We start from the raw sequence: 15786 nt of genomic DNA on the forward strand, positions 1-15786 counted from the left end.
TTTGGTTAGTCGTATGCAAGGTTCACGCGCGTTCAGCGCTTGCGCCAGTAGCTGTTTGGCATCGGGCCATGGCGGTTCGGCTGGCCCTGGCTCGGCACAACGCCGAGAAAGATCAGCATGATCACATTCAGGATCGGAACGAAGATCAAAAGTGCGAGGAACCCGCTCTGACCGATGTCCTGCAACCGCTTGACGACCAGTGCCAGTTCCACCCACTGCAGAACGAAAAACAGAACCGGAAACAGCGGATTCGTGCCGATGTAGTCGCCGGAAATCATGGATTCAGGCGTCGGCGTTTCAGCGGAGGAAAGCCACCATATCCGCAGCGCAATGCCGAAGATGATCCAGCTGACAAGGAAACACAGCCAATAGGGTTCCCGGCCCATACGACCGATAGGGCTCAAAAGGGCCCAGATCGGCCCCGGGGCAGTATTCGCGCTCTGTGGGGGCGTTGTCATTCCATCCAGCTCAGGTTCGATTGATCTGGCAAGGAGGTAGACGCATACGCGGGCCGGATCAAGGTCTGTTACACAGTCGCACCGGCCTTGGCCAGTGCGTAATCATGCGAATTGTGCCAGTCGTATAGTTTGCACCCCTATTACCTTGGGTAATTTTAATGGATTTTGCACGTTCGGCGTGCCAATCCTAATTTTGAAGGTTCACTGCCGACGAGGGGGCTCGCTGATGACCGGTGCCTGGAAGACTAGACTAACTGCCTGTGCATTCTCAGTATTTCTGGCGTTCTTGTCCACTATGGCACTGCCGGCCAACGCACAGGACACCGGAAAAAACCTTCCGTCGCAACTTCAGCCCGAAGCCATGGAAAAGCTTGTCTCCGATCTCGATCCGGAACAGGTGAAGGCGCTGACCGACCTGATGACCCTGCTGCAGCAAGGTGCCGCAGCCAAGGGCGCGCAGACCCCGCCTCCGTCAGAAGAAGTTGAACTGATCGAGAAGGTACAGACCGCAGCCGATCAGTTCGGCGCGCTGATTGCCAACAATTTCAGAACTTTGCCGGAGCTCTTCAGCAGCCTTTTCTCCAGTATCGGCGCACTGTTTGCGGGAACGGTCGCAGGACCGGTGCATATCTTCATTGGTGCCATCGCCCTCATCCTGGCAGCCGGGTTTGCCGCCGAATTCCTGGTCAACCGGCTTTTCGCTTCCCGCCGGGAAAAGATCCAGAGCCATGCGCCCCACAGCCTCTTTGAGACTGTCAAACTGGTCTCCACACGTGCCGCGCTTGATCTTGGCGGGCTGATTGTTTTTGCAATCGTCGCCTTCGCTGTCGGCAAGATCGCGATCTTCGATCCTGTCGCCAGAGCCTTTGCCTTTCAGGCGGTATACTGGATCGTTTTCCTGCCACGCATCGTCGCAGCCCTGCTGCGCTTTGCCCTGGCCCCGCATCGGAGCGAGCTGCGCCTCGTCACCGCGGACGACACCACCGCCAAGTCGCTTTACCGCAGCTTCACGAGCCTCTTCGCCTTTGTTGGCGTCACGTTCTTCCTGCGTAACATCATGATCGAGGCCGGCGACGGAGATGTTGCCGAAACCTTCCGCTTCTTCATCGGCTTTGGCGTCAATCTCTGGATCGCCATGGTCATCTGGAACGCCCGTCATGGCCTGACGAGCATCATTCTGGGTGATGAGCACCAGCCAACCAGCGGCCTGGAACGCATGGCCCGGTTCTGGCCCTATTTCTCGATTGCCTTCATCGCCTTCAACTGGCTGCTGGTTCAGATAACAACCAGCATGGGCATCGAAGCGCTGACCGCGGGACGCTCTCTCGCCGTGATCGCGTTGGTCGTGTTCGCGCCGTTTCTCGACACGATGGTACGCGGCATCGTCTCCCACATCGTTCCGCCCATGCGCGGGGAAGGTCCGGTTGCGGAAGCTGCCCATATGCAGACCCGGCACAGCTACGTGCGCATTGCCCGCGTGGCCCTGCTTGCCTTCCTGGTGCTGATGGTCGGCAGGATCTATGGTCTCAATCTGCTCGCGCTCGGCGCGGAAGACGGGTCCTCGGTCGCCCGGCATACGGTTATCTTCCTGCTTATTCTGGCCGCCGGTTACCTTGCCTGGGAAATCACCAATCTCTGGGTTGCCCACCAGCTCGCCAAGGATTCGCCGCCGCCTTCCAACGAAGATGAAGACGCGGAGATGGGTGGGGCCGGCAAGTCGCGCCTGGCAACGATCCTGCCGCTGATCCGCGTCGTCGTGCAGATCACGATCCTGACCCTGACCACGCTGCTCGCCCTCAGCCAGCTGGGCATCAACATCACGCCGCTTCTGGCCGGTGCCGGTGTCGTTGGCCTGGCAGTCGGCTTCGGGGCGCAGACCCTGGTGCGCGACGTGGTCTCAGGCATCTTCTTCCTGATGGACGACGCCTTCCGTCTGGGTGAATTCATCGATGCGGGCGGTACACAGGGCACTATCGAGAAAATCTCGATAAGGTCCTTGCAGCTGCGCGGCACGCGTGGTGCCGTTCATATCGTCCCCTATGGCGAAATCCCGAAGCTCACCAACCTGTCCCGAGACTGGGTGATCATGAAGCTGAAGTTCACCGTTCCATTCGACACGGATGTCGAGAAGGTTCGCAAGCTCTTCAAGCGGATCGGCCAGGAAATCATGGAGATGGAAGAGTTCAAGGACGACATTCTGGCCCCGTTCAAGGGACAGGGCGTTGCCGATGTCGACGACGTCGGCATCGTGGTGCGCGGCAAGTATACCACCAAACCCGGCAAGCAGTTCGGCATCCGCAAGGAAATCTACAAGCGCGTTCAACAGGCGTTCGAGGAAAACGGCATCCAGTTCGCGCGCAAGGAGGTGCGGGTCAACATTCCCGACACCGCGAAGCTGGACGACAAGCAAAAGGAAGCCGTCACAGCAGCTGCGGCTGCCGCAGCCGCCGACATGGACAAGAAGCCGGCGACCGAGTGAGGCCCGCCTTGCTTCGCCTGCAACAGACCTGCCTGCCGCTTTGCCTGTGTGAGCGGTGGGAACAGCGTTTTTTGCCCATCCTTCGAGACGCCGCTATCACGGCTCCTCAGAATGAGGCGATACGGGGAGGAAAGGCTTCAGCAAACCGCAGCCTCATGCTGAGGAGGCCGCCAGGCCGTCTCGAAGGATGGGCCCAAAGCCCTGCTCCCCATTTTCACGACTGGATAACATGGCACGCAGGTCTGCCCGCGCTTCACGTCGGATTTAACCGGCGCATAAGCCCTTCTCCCGATTGAGCCGGACACCGTTCCGTGCCTAAGATTGCCTGTCCGCGGGAGGCGGGCAGGCAATATGCTTTTGGGAGGAAGCCGCCTGATGAGTGACAACACGTCAACCCCGCACGGTACCGGGGCATCCGCAACAACTGGATTGCGGCCCATGCCAAAGGTCAACAAGATTACCGTCAACGACGTGATCGACGCGTTCGCTGCGGGTCTGGCCGATTTCCGCAGGGCGCCGGTCTACGGCCTGGCGATCGGCGCGTTTTTCGCTCTTGGGGGCCTGTTCGTTGTTTTGAGCGCGGCCGCCCTCAACATGAGTTACCTGTCCTATCCGGCAGCGGCCGGTTTCGTCTTGATCGGGCCGTTCGCTGCGGTTGGTCTCTACGAGGTCAGCCGGCGCCTCCAAAATGGCGAGGAGCTTTCCTGGTCACGCATCTTCGGCACCATGTGGGCCCAAAAGGGGCGGGAACTTTCCTGGATGGCCTTCGTGGTTCTGTTCATCCAGATCATGTGGATGTATCAGGTGCGCCTGCTACTCGCGCTGTTCCTCGGCTTCCGGTCGTTTGCTTCCTTCGACGAGTTTCTGACCCAGGTCATCTCCACCCCGGAAGGCCTGATGTTCCTGGCTGTCGGTCACGTGGTGGGTGCAATCCTGTCACTGATCCTGTTCTCGCTGACCGTGGTGTCCTTCCCGTTGCTGATGGAGGAGGACCGGGACTTCATCACAGCCATGATCACCAGCGTGCGGGCCGTGTTCACATCGCCCGTCCCGATGATCGGCTGGGCCTTTGTCGTAACCGCGGTTCTGATCGTCTCGATGGCACCGGCGTTCCTGGGTCTGGTCGTGTCCCTGCCGATCCTCGGTCATACGACCTGGCATCTCTACAAGAAGTGCGTGGAGATACCCGAGGAGACGTTGTGACGGGCTAACGGGGGTCCTCTCACGCGTCGCCGTCTTCTCCGCCTTCTCCGGCAGCCAACACGGCTCTGCGGGACTGCCAGTCCTTCTTGAGTTCGATGTCCATTTCCGCGGAACGGTAGTCGACACGGGTCAGGTAAAGGCCGTCTGCCGGCGCCACCGGGCCGCAGGCGTTCCGGTCGCGGGCTTGCAGGGCCCTGGTGACATCACCCGGGCCCCATTTGCCCTCACCGACCAGGCGCAGGGAGCCGACCATCGAGCGCACCTGATTGTGGAGGAAGGACCGTGAGGCGCATTCGGCAATGAGAAACTCGCCCTCGCGGTAGACCCGGAATTCCTCCAGTGTCTTTTCCGGGCTTTTTGCCTGGCAGCGCGTGTGACGGAAGGTGGTGAAGTCGTGATGACCGACGAATTCCTGCGCAGCCGCGTGCATGGCGTCCGCATCGAGATGCACCTTCACATGCCAGGCAAGACCAAGTTGGTGGGTGAGTGGCGGCAGTCGGTTTTGAATGCGATAGCGGTAGGAGCGGCGGATCGCGGAAAAGCGCGCGTCGAAGCCCTCGTGCATTTCCGCGGCATCCAGGATCACCACCGGATGGGGCTGGCAATGGAAATTCAACGCCCCCATGACCGTTCTTGCGTCCCAGTCCTTCGAAAGATCCACATGGCAGACCTGCCCGGTGGCGTGGACGCCGGTGTCTGTGCGACCGGCGCCGCCGATGGTCACCTCCTCACCGGAGAATGCCTTGACGGCACGTTCGATCACCGCCTGGACGGACGGCGCGTTCGCCTGGCGCTGCCAGCCGCTGAACGGCCTGCCGTCATATTCCACCGTCAGTTTGTAGCGGGGCATTACTCGAATTCTTCAAAGGGTGTGGCGAAGGCCACCTCGATTGGCAGGTCCCGCGATCCGGCTTCCGTCAGCGCAAGCGCCATGAAGGCATCGCCCGCATAAGGTCCCTGCACCTTGCGTGCCAGCACGGGATCAAAACCGAAGCGCGGATAATAGGACGGCGGGCCGAGCACCAGAACAAGGTCCTCTCCCAGATCCTTCAGGCTTTCCAGAGAGGCCTTGATCAGCGCCGAACCGATGCCGGTCTTCTGCAGGTCCGGCCAGACGGAAACAGGCGCAAGGCAGACAACCTGCATGCCCTGCCCCGGACCGATGGCAGCCGGGGTGACACGGCTGTAGGCGATATGTCCGACGATCCGGCCGTCGGCATCGACCGCGACCTGTTCCAGCACCAGAGCGCCGCAATGACGCAGCGTGTGCACGAGGCGGGCTTCCATGTCGGATGGAAAGGCAGCGGTGACCAGCTCTCTGACGGAAGCTTCATCGTCAGAAGTCACGTTTCTGATGGCAAGGCCGGCAGCTTCGGCAGCTTGGGTCATGTCGGTCTCCTCGAACCTCAGATTAGTCCAGAACCGTGCCGTCAGAAAGCGATGCGCCGCGCAGGAATTCCGCGCCGCTCATCGGCTTCTTGCCGGCCCGCTGAACCTGTTCCAGACGTACGGCACCCGCACCGCAGGAAATCACCGGCACATCCCCGCCGGTCTGGAAGGCTCCCGGCGTGCCGGAGCCTTCGCCAAGCGTGCTGCGCAGAACCTTGACCCGTTCCATCTTGCCGCCGAGCGGCATTTCGCACCAGGCACCGGGAAAGGGTGACAGGCCGCGAATGTGGTTGTGAACCTCCGCAGCCGGTTTCGACCAGTCGATCCGGGTTTCCTGCTTGGAGAGCTTGGCCGCGTAGGTGACACCTTCCTCGGCCTGGGTCTGGTCTCCAAGCGCCCCGCGCGACAAGGCCGCCAGCGCCCGAACCATCAGATCCCCGCCGAGCGAAGACAGCTTGTCGTGAAGGTCACCGGCCGTCATGTTCTCGCCGATGGCAACGGTTTCCGACATGCAGACGGGGCCGGTATCGAGCCCCTCTTCCATGCGCATCACCTGAACGGCTGTTTCCGTGTCACCGGCCATGATCGCCCTGTTGATGGGCGCCGCGCCGCGCCAGCGCGGCAACATGGAAGCATGAAGGTTGAGACAACCGTATTCCGGCGCTTCCAGGATCGGTTTCGGCAGGAGAAGGCCGTAGGCAACCACCACCGCGACATCTGCATTCAAGGCCGCAAAGGCCTCCTGCTCTTCTGCCCCTTTGAGGCTCTGCGGCGTGAACACCGGAATACCGAAAGATTCAGCTGCCTCATGAACCGGCGATTTCTTCAGGTCCATGCCCCGGCCCGCAGGACGCGGCGGCTGCGAATAGCAGGCGACCACGTCGTGGCCCTGGCCGACGATTTCCATAAGGGTCGGCACCGAGAAATCCGGGGTGCCCATGAAGATGACGCGTAAGGACATGAGGCTCCTGAGGGGTTTAGAAGAACTGCGCCCTTATTGCGTCTCGCGGCGGGTGTTGCAAGGGGGCAGCGTGCGTTGTTTGGCGCCCCTGCACCCAGGGCTACTCCTTCCTGGAAGTGCGAAATCGATCAGGCCTGCCGCGTGGCGTCAGCTCGCTTCAAGCCAGGCCAGGTAGCAGGACCTTTAGGCTTCCGACCATCATTTCCATCGCAATGGCCGCCAGGATCATCCCCATCAGGCGGCTCATGACGCTGGTTGCGGTCTGGCCGAGGAACTTCGACAGGAACGGAGCGGCGAAGAACGTGCCTACGAGAACGGCGATGGAGGCGGCGATGGCAGCGATATACGCAATTTCGTGGGAAAGATCCGTGACCTGGCCACGGTAGATAATCATGGTCGAGATCGTTCCCGGTCCGAGCAGGATCGGTACGGTCAGCGGATAGATTGCAGGATTGTCCTGTTCGGAATGATGTTCCTGTTCCTCGTCCGTCCCATGATGCGCCTTGCTCTTCTCACCGGAGATGAGGTTGAGCGCGATCAGGAGAATGAGGAAACCACCGGCAAGCCGAAACGCATCCAGACTGATGCCGAAGACCTTGAGAATGGCATCGCCCGTGAGGCCGATGAATGCGGAGCCAAGGGCAAGGCCAATCAGCACCGTCAGGGCAACCTTGCGCTCAAACCCCGGCCCTTTGTCGGCGGTGAGCGACAAGAACACCGGCAGGTTTGCAATCGGGTTCATGATTGCAAAGAGCGCAGCGAAGAGTTTCAGGAACAGGACCTGATCCATTTATGCCGCCCCCCGGTTTCAGCCAGGCAGCAGCGGATCAGAGTTTTCCGGCCAGCTTTGCCTGCTTGGTGAATTTCTTGACAACGCGTTCGCGCTTCAGCTTCGACAGGTAGTCAATGAACAGCTTCCCGTTGAGATGGTCAAGCTCGTGCTGAATACAGGTTGCCAGTAGCCCGTCGGCCTTGATCTCCTGTTCGGCGCCTTCCCGGTTGAGAAACTGGACCGTTACTTCGGCAGGCCGCTCGACCTCCTCGTAGTAATCGGGGATCGACAGGCAACCTTCCTGATAGACGGACAGGTCCTCGCTCGACCAGACGATCTTCGGATTGATGAACACCATCGGCTCTTTCGGCGCGTCTTCCTTGGCGACGTCCAGCACGAAGATGCGTTGCAGCAGCCCGATCTGGCTGGCGGCAAGTCCGATACCGGGGGCATCGTACATGGTTTCCAGCATATCGTCGGCCAGTTTGCGGACGTCGTCGTCGACGGTCACGATAGGTGCACACACCTCGCGCAGGACCGGATCGGGAATGGTGATGATCGGGCGTATTGTCATGCGCCTGACATAAGAAATCGGAGCGCTCCGGTCAACGCGGAAATAGCGCGGCAGCCTCCCGTTTTCAACGCCTTCGGCCGGACCGGCTACCTGGTAGAAGACCACAGCTCTCTCCTGCCGCGCGGATGGGCCTTCGCCCCGAATCGTTCTATGTTTGTTTCATGAATGAGATCCTGTTCGATTTGAGTGGCCGTCCGGTGACGGTTCTGGAAGCTGCCATCGCCGGCGGCCTGTTTCTTCTGGCGCTGATTGTCTGGCTGGTCCTGAAGACCATGCGGGAGATCCGTTTGCGTGCCGAATCGGACGCAGTGGCCGGCGAGCGCATTCACGAGCTGGAAAGCCATCTCTCGCAACTTCTGAAATCTCAGGGGGAAATGACCGGCCGCATGCAGACCATGGCGGAAGTGTTCGGCTCGCGGCAGTCCGACATGATGCGCGCCGTCAACGAGCGTCTGGACGGCATGGGTCACAAGCTGAACCTTTCGATGGCCGATACCAGCAAGCGCACGCAGGACGGCCTCCGGCACCTGCACGAGCGGCTGGCGGTGATCGACCGGGCGCAGCGCACGATTACCGATCTCTCCGGCCAGGTTGGCCAGTTGCAGGCTATCCTGTCCAACAAGCAGACCCGCGGCGCTTTCGGTCAGGGCCGGATGGAAGCGATTGTCCAGGACCAGATGGCGCCCAGCACCTATTCCTTCCAGGCAACGCTGTCGAACAACAGCCGCCCGGACTGCCTGATCCACATGCCGAACGGTGCGCCGCCCCTGGCCATCGACGCCAAGTTTCCGCTGGAAGCCTTCAACCTGCTGCGCAATGCGGAAACCGACGACCAGCTGAAATATGCCCAGGCCCAGTTTCGCCGCGACTTCACCAAACACATTCAGGACATCGGCGAGAAATACCTTCTGCCCGGCGAGACGCAGGATACCGCGTTCCTGTTCGTGCCATCGGAAAGCGTGTTTGCAGAACTCAACGAGAGCTTCGAGGACCTTATCCAGAAGGCGCACCGCACTCGGGTGGTGATCGTCTCGCCCTCGCTGCTGATGTTGTCGATCCAGGTGATCCAGTCGGTGCTGCGCGATGCCAAGATGCGCGAGCAGGCCCATCTGATCCAGGCGGAAGTCGGCCACCTGGTTGCCGATGTCAGCCGGTTGAACGACCGCGTCGGCAAGCTTCAGGCCCATTTCGCCCAGGCGAACAAGGATATCGACCAGATCCTGATTTCCTCCGACAAGATCTCCAAGCGCAGCCGCCGGATCGAGGATCTCGAGCTGGGAGAACTCGAAAGCGTGGCAAAGGACACTTCCAGTGCCGAACCCCAGCTGGCGATGACACCGAAGGGGTGACGCAGCAAATCTGTTGCTGCTGTTCTACCTCGGGTCTACAGTCCGGCCGGCTCGATCCGAGTCGATTTGGAGGCAGGTATGTCGTTCCGGAATTTCCTTTTTTCCAAGACACTTAACATCGCGATCACCGGCGTGGTGCTTGGGGGGCTCGCGCTCCCGCTGAGCCAGAATGCAGCGGCGGAAGAATGCTCGCAGTCCGTCGAAGCGGTCTGGCTGGACACCTATTCGGTTGAAGCCGATGCACAGGGCGAATGCGGGTCTGCGGAAGTCTCGCTCGCGGTCTTCAATCAGTCCGGTGGCATTGAATATCAGGCTACCTTTGATCAGAACGACCTGTTCGGTTTTTACGGCATCGAAACCCTCACCGACATGCAGGCAGCCCTGCTGGACTGGATCAGCGGCTATACCGATGTCGCGACATCCGCCAAGCTGCCGGTCTGGCCGGAAGGCGCTGAAGGCCCGCAGGCCGGCGAATTTCCGTTTTATGCAGAAGAAGGCGTGACACGGGAGATCTATGAGCGGGCCCGCCAGGAAGAGCGTCCCATGGTCTGCTTCATTCAGGGAACTGAAAGCCAGCTTTGCCTGGTCAAGAACCCGAAGTCCGGCGCACTTGAATCCATTGGCGTCCAGACGTTCCCCGGCTGAGAAATTCGCGTAGATTAGACAAACACAAGACCACAGCCGACAAGACCCCGGGCGAGCACTTGAATGCCCGGGGCCCTGCTACTTCTTGTCCACTTACAACTCCGGCAGGCGCCGCGCCTTCGTGATCGCGCCCCATTCCGTTGCCGCGATGCGATCAATTGCCTTGTCCAGTGGCTCATAGGCGACGGTCATCGTGAAGCCGTTGGCGTGCAAAAGGCGGTTCTCGCCCGCGATGATGCCGACATGGCCTTTCCAGAACAGCAGATCACCCCGTTTCAATGCGGCCGGATCATCATGCGGAACGGCTTCGCCGGCTTCCGCTTCCTGCATGTCGCTGTCGCGCGGCAGGTCGTGTCCGCCTGTCTGCGCCGCAAGTTGCACCAACGCTGAGCAATCGAGACCCAGGCTCGAGCGTCCACCCCAGCGGTAGGGCGTGCCGATCAGCTCTTCGGCGACAGCCACCCAGTCATCCTCAACGGCGTCCAGCGGCACAAGATGTTTGGCAACAACCGCCGAACCATCGCTGAGGAGCGCATAGGCCAGCCCACGCGTTTCGGTTTCACCGATAACCGTGACCAGCGAGCCAATGGACAGGAGCCCGAGTGGCGGAAACTTGAGGTCGGCAACCGGGTAACGGTAGGTCCGAAGGGCGCGCACCCGGTGGGTTGCCGGCTTCACAGGCCCAAGGTCGTCGAAGGAGAACCAGCCGACGTAGCCGTCCGTGTCGAGCTGTCCCCAGGCCCAGCCTTCCGGTGTCTGTTCGTAAACGGTCACCCACTCGCCGCTGAGGGCTTCGGTGTCGATCGGCCGGTCCGGACGCGGTTCAGGCCGGATCGGCAGCTGGTCGGCAATGACCTGAAACACTTCGCCCTCGGCGAAACGGCTAGCGGCTACCCGGCCTTCATAGTCGATGGCGGCAAGGTCGGCACGGACCGGATGGCGGCGGCGGTCGAAGGTCTCGGTCATGGTCGATAGTCGATCCCGAATTGGATTGGACTGTCAGCGCGGTAATTCCCGGGCCTTTTCCACCACGAGATCGCCAAGCTGCTCCAGATAAAGCGCGCCCTCCACCGTGCGAGTGATGATCACATTGCGTTTGTCGGCTTCGTCGCGCTTGCGCGACAAAAGCCGCATACCGCCCAGAGTGTCAAGCGCCCGGGTGATGGCAGGTTTGGTGACATTCAACTTGGCAGCCAACCCGCGCACCGTATGCGGCGGTGGCTCCAGATAGACTGTCATCAGGATCGTCAACTGGCGCGCGGAAAGATCCTGTTCGCTATCGCGAACAAGCGCCAGATTGACCTCGTGCATCAGTTTCAGCGCCTGCGAGGCGCGCAATTCGACGGCCATGAGTTACAGGGTCCCATCCTTTTCCCCCATCCATCTCCATGACCATCGAAGCACGAAAACGTTTCGGAGCCGTTATTGTGCGCCCGCAAAACGCTCCGAGAGGACATCGAACAGACCACGAATGCCCTGGGCTTCCCCACCCATCGGTTTTCCGGGCTTTTCCATCGGGGTCCAGCCGAAAATATCGAAGTGAACCCAGCTGCTGGTGTTCTCGACAAAGCGGGACAGGAACAGCGCCGCCGTGATCGACCCAGCGAATCCGGCACCGGATGTATTGATGTGATTGATATCGGCAACCTTGCTGTCGAGATATTTCAGATAGGGCTGCCACAGCGGCATGCGCCACAGCGGGTCGGCGGCAGCCTCGGCCATGACCGCGATATCCTCGGCAAGTTCCTCGTCGTCCGTATAGTAAGGCGGCAGATCCGGTCCCAGAGCAACGCGGGCAGCACCGGTGAGCGTTGCCATATCGATCAGGATTTCCGGGCTCTCCTCGTCTGCAAGCGCCAGGGCATCGGCCAGGATCAACCGGCCTTCGGCATCTGTGTTGCCGATTTCGACGGTCAGCCCCTTGCGGCTCGGCAGGATGTCTCCCGGCCGGAAGGCGTTTCCGGCAACAGCGTTTTCGACACAGGGAACGATGACCCGCAGGCGAACAGGAAGCTTTGACGCCATGATCATGGACGCAAGGCCCAGCACATTGGCCGCCCCACCCATGTCCTTTTTCATCAGCGCCATGGAGGAGCCCGGTTTCAGGTTGAGACCGCCGGTATCGAAGATGACGCCCTTGCCCACCAAAGTGACCTTGGGCGCGGCTTCGTCACCCCAGGTGAAGTCTGCCAGGCGCGGCGCCCGGCTGCTGGCCTTGCCGACTGCGTGCACCATTGGGAAGTTTTCTTCCAGAAGGTCTTCCCCGATGACGATACGCCCGGTGCCGCCATGCTGCTTGAACAGGGCGACAACGGCCTGGGACAGTTCCCCCGGTCCAAGATCGTTCGCGGGCGTATTGATGAGATCACGCGCCAGCTGAACCCCGTCGAGAATCGTTCCGAGTCGATCCAGGTCGACGGTCTCGTCAACGGCAAGACGGCGGGTCTTGCCTTCGTTTTTCAGGTAGCGGGTAAAGGAATAGGTGGAGAGGGCAAAGCCGAGCGCTGCCTGTTCGGGATCCGGAAACCCCTCGGCAAGATGGTAATCGCCTTCCGGCAGTCCCGCGACCAGGCCGCCTAGTGCCAGCGGATGCGACAGACCGCCATCCTCTACGCCGAACAGCACCGCGGCACCGTCTGCTCCCGGGACAAGCAGGGATGTTGCGGGCTTGCCTGCAAAATCGTTGACCTTGCACCAGTTCAATGCTGCTGATCCGAGCCCGTCCAGAACTTGGGGCAGGCTTGCCTCGGTGACGGCGTGGATGGGCGTGGAGCTGGAAACATCGCTCTTGCGGACTAGGCTTTCGCGCACGGGAGGACCTCCGTTGGAGATTGGATTCGATCTTCAAGACCTAGGATGCCCGGCGTTCGGACGCAATATGGTGCGCGTCGATGCGCACCGCTTCTCGCATTTCGCAACGGTGCTTAACCAAGCATTAGGGTTAATTATCTATTTCTCATAAGGAAACCTGAAAGCCGCCGACAACAAGGATGTTGGAAATGCAATCGCCCAGAACCGGTTCCGTTCGCCGTCGCACTCGTCTCGCTACGACGCTGCTGGCCATGTCGGCGCTTGTCGTTGTCACTGGCTGTGCTTCCAACCGCGCCAACACCGGCACGCACTCCCCTGCCTCCGGCTACACTTCGCCGGGCTCCTCGCAGGCACTGGCACAGGTGTCCAAATGGTCCAAGGCCTATGAGCGTGATCGCAAGGACCGCAGTGCCATTCTTGGCTATTCCAGCGCTCTCAGCCAGAACGGACAAATACCGCAGGCCATGGCCGTTCTTCGGTCCGGCGTGATCGCACATCCCAAGGACCGGGAAATCTCTTCCGCCTATGGCAAGGTTCTGGCGATGAACGGTCGTTTCGACGAAGCGCTGAACGTCATTCGTGGTGCCCAGAGGCCGGACACGCCGGACTGGAGGCTGATGTCCGCTGAAGCGGCGATTTACGATCAGACCGGCAACCACGACAAGGCCCGCAGCCTCTACAAGCAGGCACTGATCATCGCGCCAAACGATCCCAGTCTTCTGAACAACCTGGGCCTGTCATATCTGCTGTCCAATGATCTGCCCGACGCGGAATATACCCTGCGCAAGGCAGCCACCCTGCCCGGCGCAGACAGCCGCGTTCGCCAGAACCTGGCCCTGGTGCTTGGCATCCAGGGCAAGTTTGACGAAGCCATCCAGGTGGCCCAGTCCGAGATCGATCCGCAGCAGGCCCAGGCCAACATCGCCTATCTGCGCACCATGATGCAGAAGCGCCAACAGGGCTGAGGCGAATTTCTCAAGCCCAGGCTAAAGCTCGCGCAATGTATGCGGGCCCAATATAGTATCGAACGAAAGGCGGTATCCGGACAGCATCCGGATACCGCCTTTTCCCATTGCACAGTTCTGCTTCACAAGCTCATTTTGACCGGATTGTAGACGAGAACCCTCAGAGAATTCCTGACTTTATAGCTGTGCCATTACCTGAATGACAGCTGGTCCCATGATGATAAAAAACAGAACCGGCAGAAAGAACAGAATCATCGGCACCGTCAGCTTCGGCGGCAGAGATGCCGCCTTCTGTTCGGCCATCTGCATGCGCTGTTCGCGGGTGTCGTCCGCCATCGTGCGCAAGGCCGTGCCGACAGGCGTACCGTAACGCTCGGCCTGGATAAGCGCCATCATCACGTTCTTCACACCTTCGACACCAGTGCGTTTCGACAGGTTTTCATAGGCGATACGGCGGTCACTCAGGTAAGAAAGTTCGGCCGTCGTGAGCGATAATTCTTCTGCCAGTTCAACCGACTGAACACCGACTTCTTCCGCAACGCGCTTGAAGCCTTCTTCGATGGACATGCCCGATTCCACGCAGATCAGCATGAGATCCAGTGCATCCGGCCAGGCCCGTTGGATGGTCAGCTTGCGCTTGGCTATCTTGTTCTTCAGATAGAGGTTCGGCATGAAAGCGCCGAGGCCGGCAAGACCCAGACAGAAACAGAGCTTAGACAATGCCGGGAGGTCATCGGGCAACACGAGAAACGCGTAAGCCACCGTGAAGGCGAAGACACCGCCAGGTAACGCTATGCGCGCGACCAGGAAGTAGTAAAGCGGTGCGGAGCCGCGGTAGCCGGCCATTCTGAGATTTTCGACGGTGCTCTCATCGGAAAGCGCTTCCTTCAGATTCAGCCGGTCGACGAGGCTTTTCATCTGCGCCTTGGGCTGGTTGCGCAGGGATGCCTTGGCGTCTGCCTGGGCTGCCTGAAGACGGGCCCTCTCCTTGGCACGCAGCTTGTTGCGCTCGATCGCGACCGATTTCATCCGCGATTTCAACGTGTCACGGGACAGAAGTGGCATCACCAGGGAAAAGATAGTTCCCGTGACCGCCACCATGGCCAGAACAGCTGCCAGAAACTGACTGGATGCGATGGTATCGATATCCATGTCGTCTCCTAGAAATCGAAGTTGATCATCGCGCGCATCACCATGATGCCGCAGAACATCCAGAACAGGCAGCCTGCGATGATGATGTTTCCGGCTGTGGTCTCGAACAGTGTCAGAATGTAGTTTGGAGCGATCACATACATGATGCCGCCAACGAAGAACGGCAGTGAACCGATAATGGCTGCTGAAGATTTCGCCTCTGCACTAAGAGCCTTGATCTTGCGTTTCATGGCCTTGCGGCCGCGCAGCACCTTGGACAGGTTGTTCAATGCCTCGGCCAGGCCCCCACCTGCCTTCTGCTGAATGGCAACCACGATGGCAAAGAAGTTGGCTTCGGCCAGAGGAACACGTTCGGGCAACTTGCCAACCGCTTCGGCAAGCGAAATCCCCATAATCTGGGTCTCGGTGATCTTGCGAAACTCGGTCGCGACAGGTTCGCGGGATTCACGGGCAACCACCTTGATGCAGTCGCTGAGTGGCAGACCGGACTTGACGCCGCGCACGATGATGTCGACGCCGTTCGGCAACTCCTCGAGAAATGCGTTGAAGCGGCGCTTGCGCTTGCTGGAAACGTACCAGCGGGGGAAGCCCAGAGTGCCAGCAAAACCGAAGGCTGCCGCAATGAGCAGATTTCCGCTGAAGATCAATCCAAGGATCAGAAAGACCAGACCGGCAACGATACTGAAGATGACGAAATGACGGGTCTCCCAGTCCAGACCGGCCTGCTCGATCTTGACCTTCAGCGAGACCTTCTGCTGCTTGTCCTGCTTGGCTTTCTGCCGTACCTCGAATTCCTTCAGCTGATCCTGGATCGACCGCTTGCGCCGATCGACATCGCGAAGGGCCTTGCGCTGATTTTCGCTCTGGGGCCGCGCTGCGACCGCGTTCACGCGCTGATCACGCCGCTTCGAGCCGGACAGAGCAGGCTGAAACAGGCTGAAGATGATGCCGCCAACGGCAAGCATCACCAGGGCGGCGACGGCCAGGCCGGTGATTTCAGGCGTGAGAAACTCTTCAAGTCCGGACAT

16 protein-coding genes are annotated in these 15786 nt (G+C 60.2%); 5 read left to right on the forward strand and 11 right to left on the reverse strand.

The features are described 5' to 3' along the window. Positions 1–32: 32 nt before the first annotated feature. On the reverse strand, positions 33–458 hold the full coding sequence (locus FIU93_RS02090; protein ID WP_031268909.1) for a DUF805 domain-containing protein: 426 nt from the start codon (positions 456–458) through the stop codon (positions 33–35). A gap of 295 nt (positions 459–753) precedes the next feature. Between FIU93_RS02090 and FIU93_RS02095 the strand changes: the two genes are divergently transcribed. Further along, the gene (locus tag FIU93_RS02095; RefSeq protein WP_022999771.1) at positions 754–2937 is read left to right on the forward strand and encodes a mechanosensitive ion channel family protein; all 2184 of its coding nucleotides are present in this window, start codon (positions 754–756) and stop codon (positions 2935–2937) included. 375 nt (positions 2938–3312) lie between these two features. Further along, a complete protein-coding gene (locus FIU93_RS02100; protein WP_173017247.1) occupies positions 3313–4140 on the forward strand; it encodes a DUF2189 domain-containing protein in 828 nt (275 codons plus the stop codon). 19 nt (positions 4141–4159) lie between these two features. Here the strand turns inward: FIU93_RS02100 and truA are convergent, their stop codons facing one another. From truA to def, 5 genes are all read right to left on the reverse strand, one after another. Then, the gene (truA, locus tag FIU93_RS02105; protein ID WP_152504707.1) at positions 4160–4990 is read right to left on the reverse strand and encodes a tRNA pseudouridine(38-40) synthase TruA; all 831 of its coding nucleotides are present in this window, start codon (positions 4988–4990) and stop codon (positions 4160–4162) included. Further along, entirely contained in the window at positions 4990–5529 is a 540-nt protein-coding gene (locus FIU93_RS02110; RefSeq protein ID WP_152504708.1) for an N-acetyltransferase, read from the reverse strand. Before FIU93_RS02110 ends, truA begins: the two co-directional genes overlap by 1 nt. 22 nt (positions 5530–5551) lie before the next feature. Continuing rightward, positions 5552–6490, reverse strand: coding sequence for a methionyl-tRNA formyltransferase (gene fmt, locus FIU93_RS02115; protein WP_152504709.1), 939 nt, complete (start codon positions 6488–6490; stop codon positions 5552–5554). A gap of 157 nt (positions 6491–6647) precedes the next feature. Next, positions 6648–7280 carry an NAAT family transporter gene (locus FIU93_RS02120; RefSeq protein ID WP_055657472.1) on the reverse strand — a complete coding sequence of 211 codons (633 nt, stop codon included), beginning with the start codon at positions 7278–7280 and terminating at the stop codon, positions 6648–6650. A 37-nt stretch (positions 7281–7317) separates the two neighbouring features. Next, entirely contained in the window at positions 7318–7836 is a 519-nt protein-coding gene (gene def / locus FIU93_RS02125; RefSeq protein ID WP_031268905.1) for a peptide deformylase, read from the reverse strand. Between the two features lie 161 nt (positions 7837–7997). Between def and rmuC the strand changes: the two genes are divergently transcribed. Beyond that, positions 7998–9185, forward strand: a complete 1188-nt coding sequence (gene rmuC, locus FIU93_RS02130; RefSeq protein ID WP_035908085.1) for a DNA recombination protein RmuC — start codon at positions 7998–8000, stop codon at positions 9183–9185. Between the two features lie 78 nt (positions 9186–9263). Then, complete coding sequence (locus FIU93_RS02135; RefSeq protein ID WP_152504710.1) at positions 9264–9830, forward strand: hypothetical protein; 567 nt, start codon at positions 9264–9266, stop codon at positions 9828–9830. Between the two features lie 93 nt (positions 9831–9923). Here FIU93_RS02135 and FIU93_RS02140 read toward each other — a convergent pair whose 3' ends face one another. The 3 genes from FIU93_RS02140 to FIU93_RS02150 all read right to left on the reverse strand — a co-directional run bounded on the left by FIU93_RS02140 (position 9924) and on the right by FIU93_RS02150 (position 12641). After that, a complete protein-coding gene (locus FIU93_RS02140) occupies positions 9924–10796 on the reverse strand; it encodes an NlpC/P60 family protein (protein WP_152504711.1) in 873 nt (290 codons plus the stop codon). 33 nt (positions 10797–10829) lie between these two features. Then, a complete protein-coding gene (locus FIU93_RS02145; protein ID WP_006934185.1) occupies positions 10830–11180 on the reverse strand; it encodes a MarR family transcriptional regulator in 351 nt (116 codons plus the stop codon). Positions 11181–11252: 72 nt separating this feature from the next. After that, positions 11253–12641, reverse strand: a complete 1389-nt coding sequence (locus tag FIU93_RS02150) for a leucyl aminopeptidase family protein (protein WP_075283133.1) — start codon at positions 12639–12641, stop codon at positions 11253–11255. Between the two features lie 188 nt (positions 12642–12829). On the opposite strand from FIU93_RS02150, the gene FIU93_RS02155 reads away from it, so the two are divergent. Further along, a complete protein-coding gene (locus FIU93_RS02155) occupies positions 12830–13606 on the forward strand; it encodes a tetratricopeptide repeat protein (RefSeq protein ID WP_051990112.1) in 777 nt (258 codons plus the stop codon). Positions 13607–13783: 177 nt separating this feature from the next. Here the strand turns inward: FIU93_RS02155 and FIU93_RS02160 are convergent, their stop codons facing one another. Beyond that, a complete protein-coding gene (locus FIU93_RS02160; protein WP_152504712.1) occupies positions 13784–14758 on the reverse strand; it encodes a type II secretion system F family protein in 975 nt (324 codons plus the stop codon). A gap of 8 nt (positions 14759–14766) precedes the next feature. Continuing rightward, the gene (locus FIU93_RS02165; RefSeq protein ID WP_152504713.1) at positions 14767–15786 is read right to left on the reverse strand and encodes a type II secretion system F family protein; all 1020 of its coding nucleotides are present in this window, start codon (positions 15784–15786) and stop codon (positions 14767–14769) included.

This window comes from Labrenzia sp. THAF35 (assembly GCF_009363595.1).
Lineage (GTDB): Bacteria > Pseudomonadota > Alphaproteobacteria > Rhizobiales > Stappiaceae > Roseibium > Roseibium algicola.

Excerpts from the sequence above, each read along its gene's own strand:
- def (WP_031268905.1), bottom strand. The coding sequence starts at position 7,836 with ATGACAATACGCCCGATCATCACCATTCCCGATCCGGTCCTGCGCGAG.
- truA (WP_152504707.1), bottom strand. The coding sequence starts at position 4,990 with ATGCCCCGCTACAAACTGACGGTGGAATATGACGGCAGGCCGTTCAGC.
- fmt (WP_152504709.1), bottom strand. The coding sequence starts at position 6,490 with ATGTCCTTACGCGTCATCTTCATGGGCACCCCGGATTTCTCGGTGCCG.
- FIU93_RS02110 (WP_152504708.1), bottom strand. The coding sequence starts at position 5,529 with ATGACCCAAGCTGCCGAAGCTGCCGGCCTTGCCATCAGAAACGTGACT.
- FIU93_RS02120 (WP_055657472.1), bottom strand. The coding sequence starts at position 7,280 with ATGGATCAGGTCCTGTTCCTGAAACTCTTCGCTGCGCTCTTTGCAATC.
- rmuC (WP_035908085.1), top strand. The coding sequence starts at position 7,998 with ATGAATGAGATCCTGTTCGATTTGAGTGGCCGTCCGGTGACGGTTCTG.
- FIU93_RS02135 (WP_152504710.1), top strand. The coding sequence starts at position 9,264 with ATGTCGTTCCGGAATTTCCTTTTTTCCAAGACACTTAACATCGCGATC.
- FIU93_RS02165 (WP_152504713.1), bottom strand. The coding sequence starts at position 15,786 with ATGTCCGGACTTGAAGAGTTTCTCACGCCTGAAATCACCGGCCTGGCC.
- FIU93_RS02140 (WP_152504711.1), bottom strand. The coding sequence starts at position 10,796 with ATGACCGAGACCTTCGACCGCCGCCGCCATCCGGTCCGTGCCGACCTT.
- FIU93_RS02090 (WP_031268909.1), bottom strand. The coding sequence starts at position 458 with ATGACAACGCCCCCACAGAGCGCGAATACTGCCCCGGGGCCGATCTGG.
- FIU93_RS02155 (WP_051990112.1), top strand. The coding sequence starts at position 12,830 with ATGCAATCGCCCAGAACCGGTTCCGTTCGCCGTCGCACTCGTCTCGCT.
- FIU93_RS02145 (WP_006934185.1), bottom strand. The coding sequence starts at position 11,180 with ATGGCCGTCGAATTGCGCGCCTCGCAGGCGCTGAAACTGATGCACGAG.
- FIU93_RS02095 (WP_022999771.1), top strand. The coding sequence starts at position 754 with ATGGCACTGCCGGCCAACGCACAGGACACCGGAAAAAACCTTCCGTCG.
- FIU93_RS02100 (WP_173017247.1), top strand. The coding sequence starts at position 3,313 with ATGAGTGACAACACGTCAACCCCGCACGGTACCGGGGCATCCGCAACA.
- FIU93_RS02160 (WP_152504712.1), bottom strand. The coding sequence starts at position 14,758 with ATGGATATCGATACCATCGCATCCAGTCAGTTTCTGGCAGCTGTTCTG.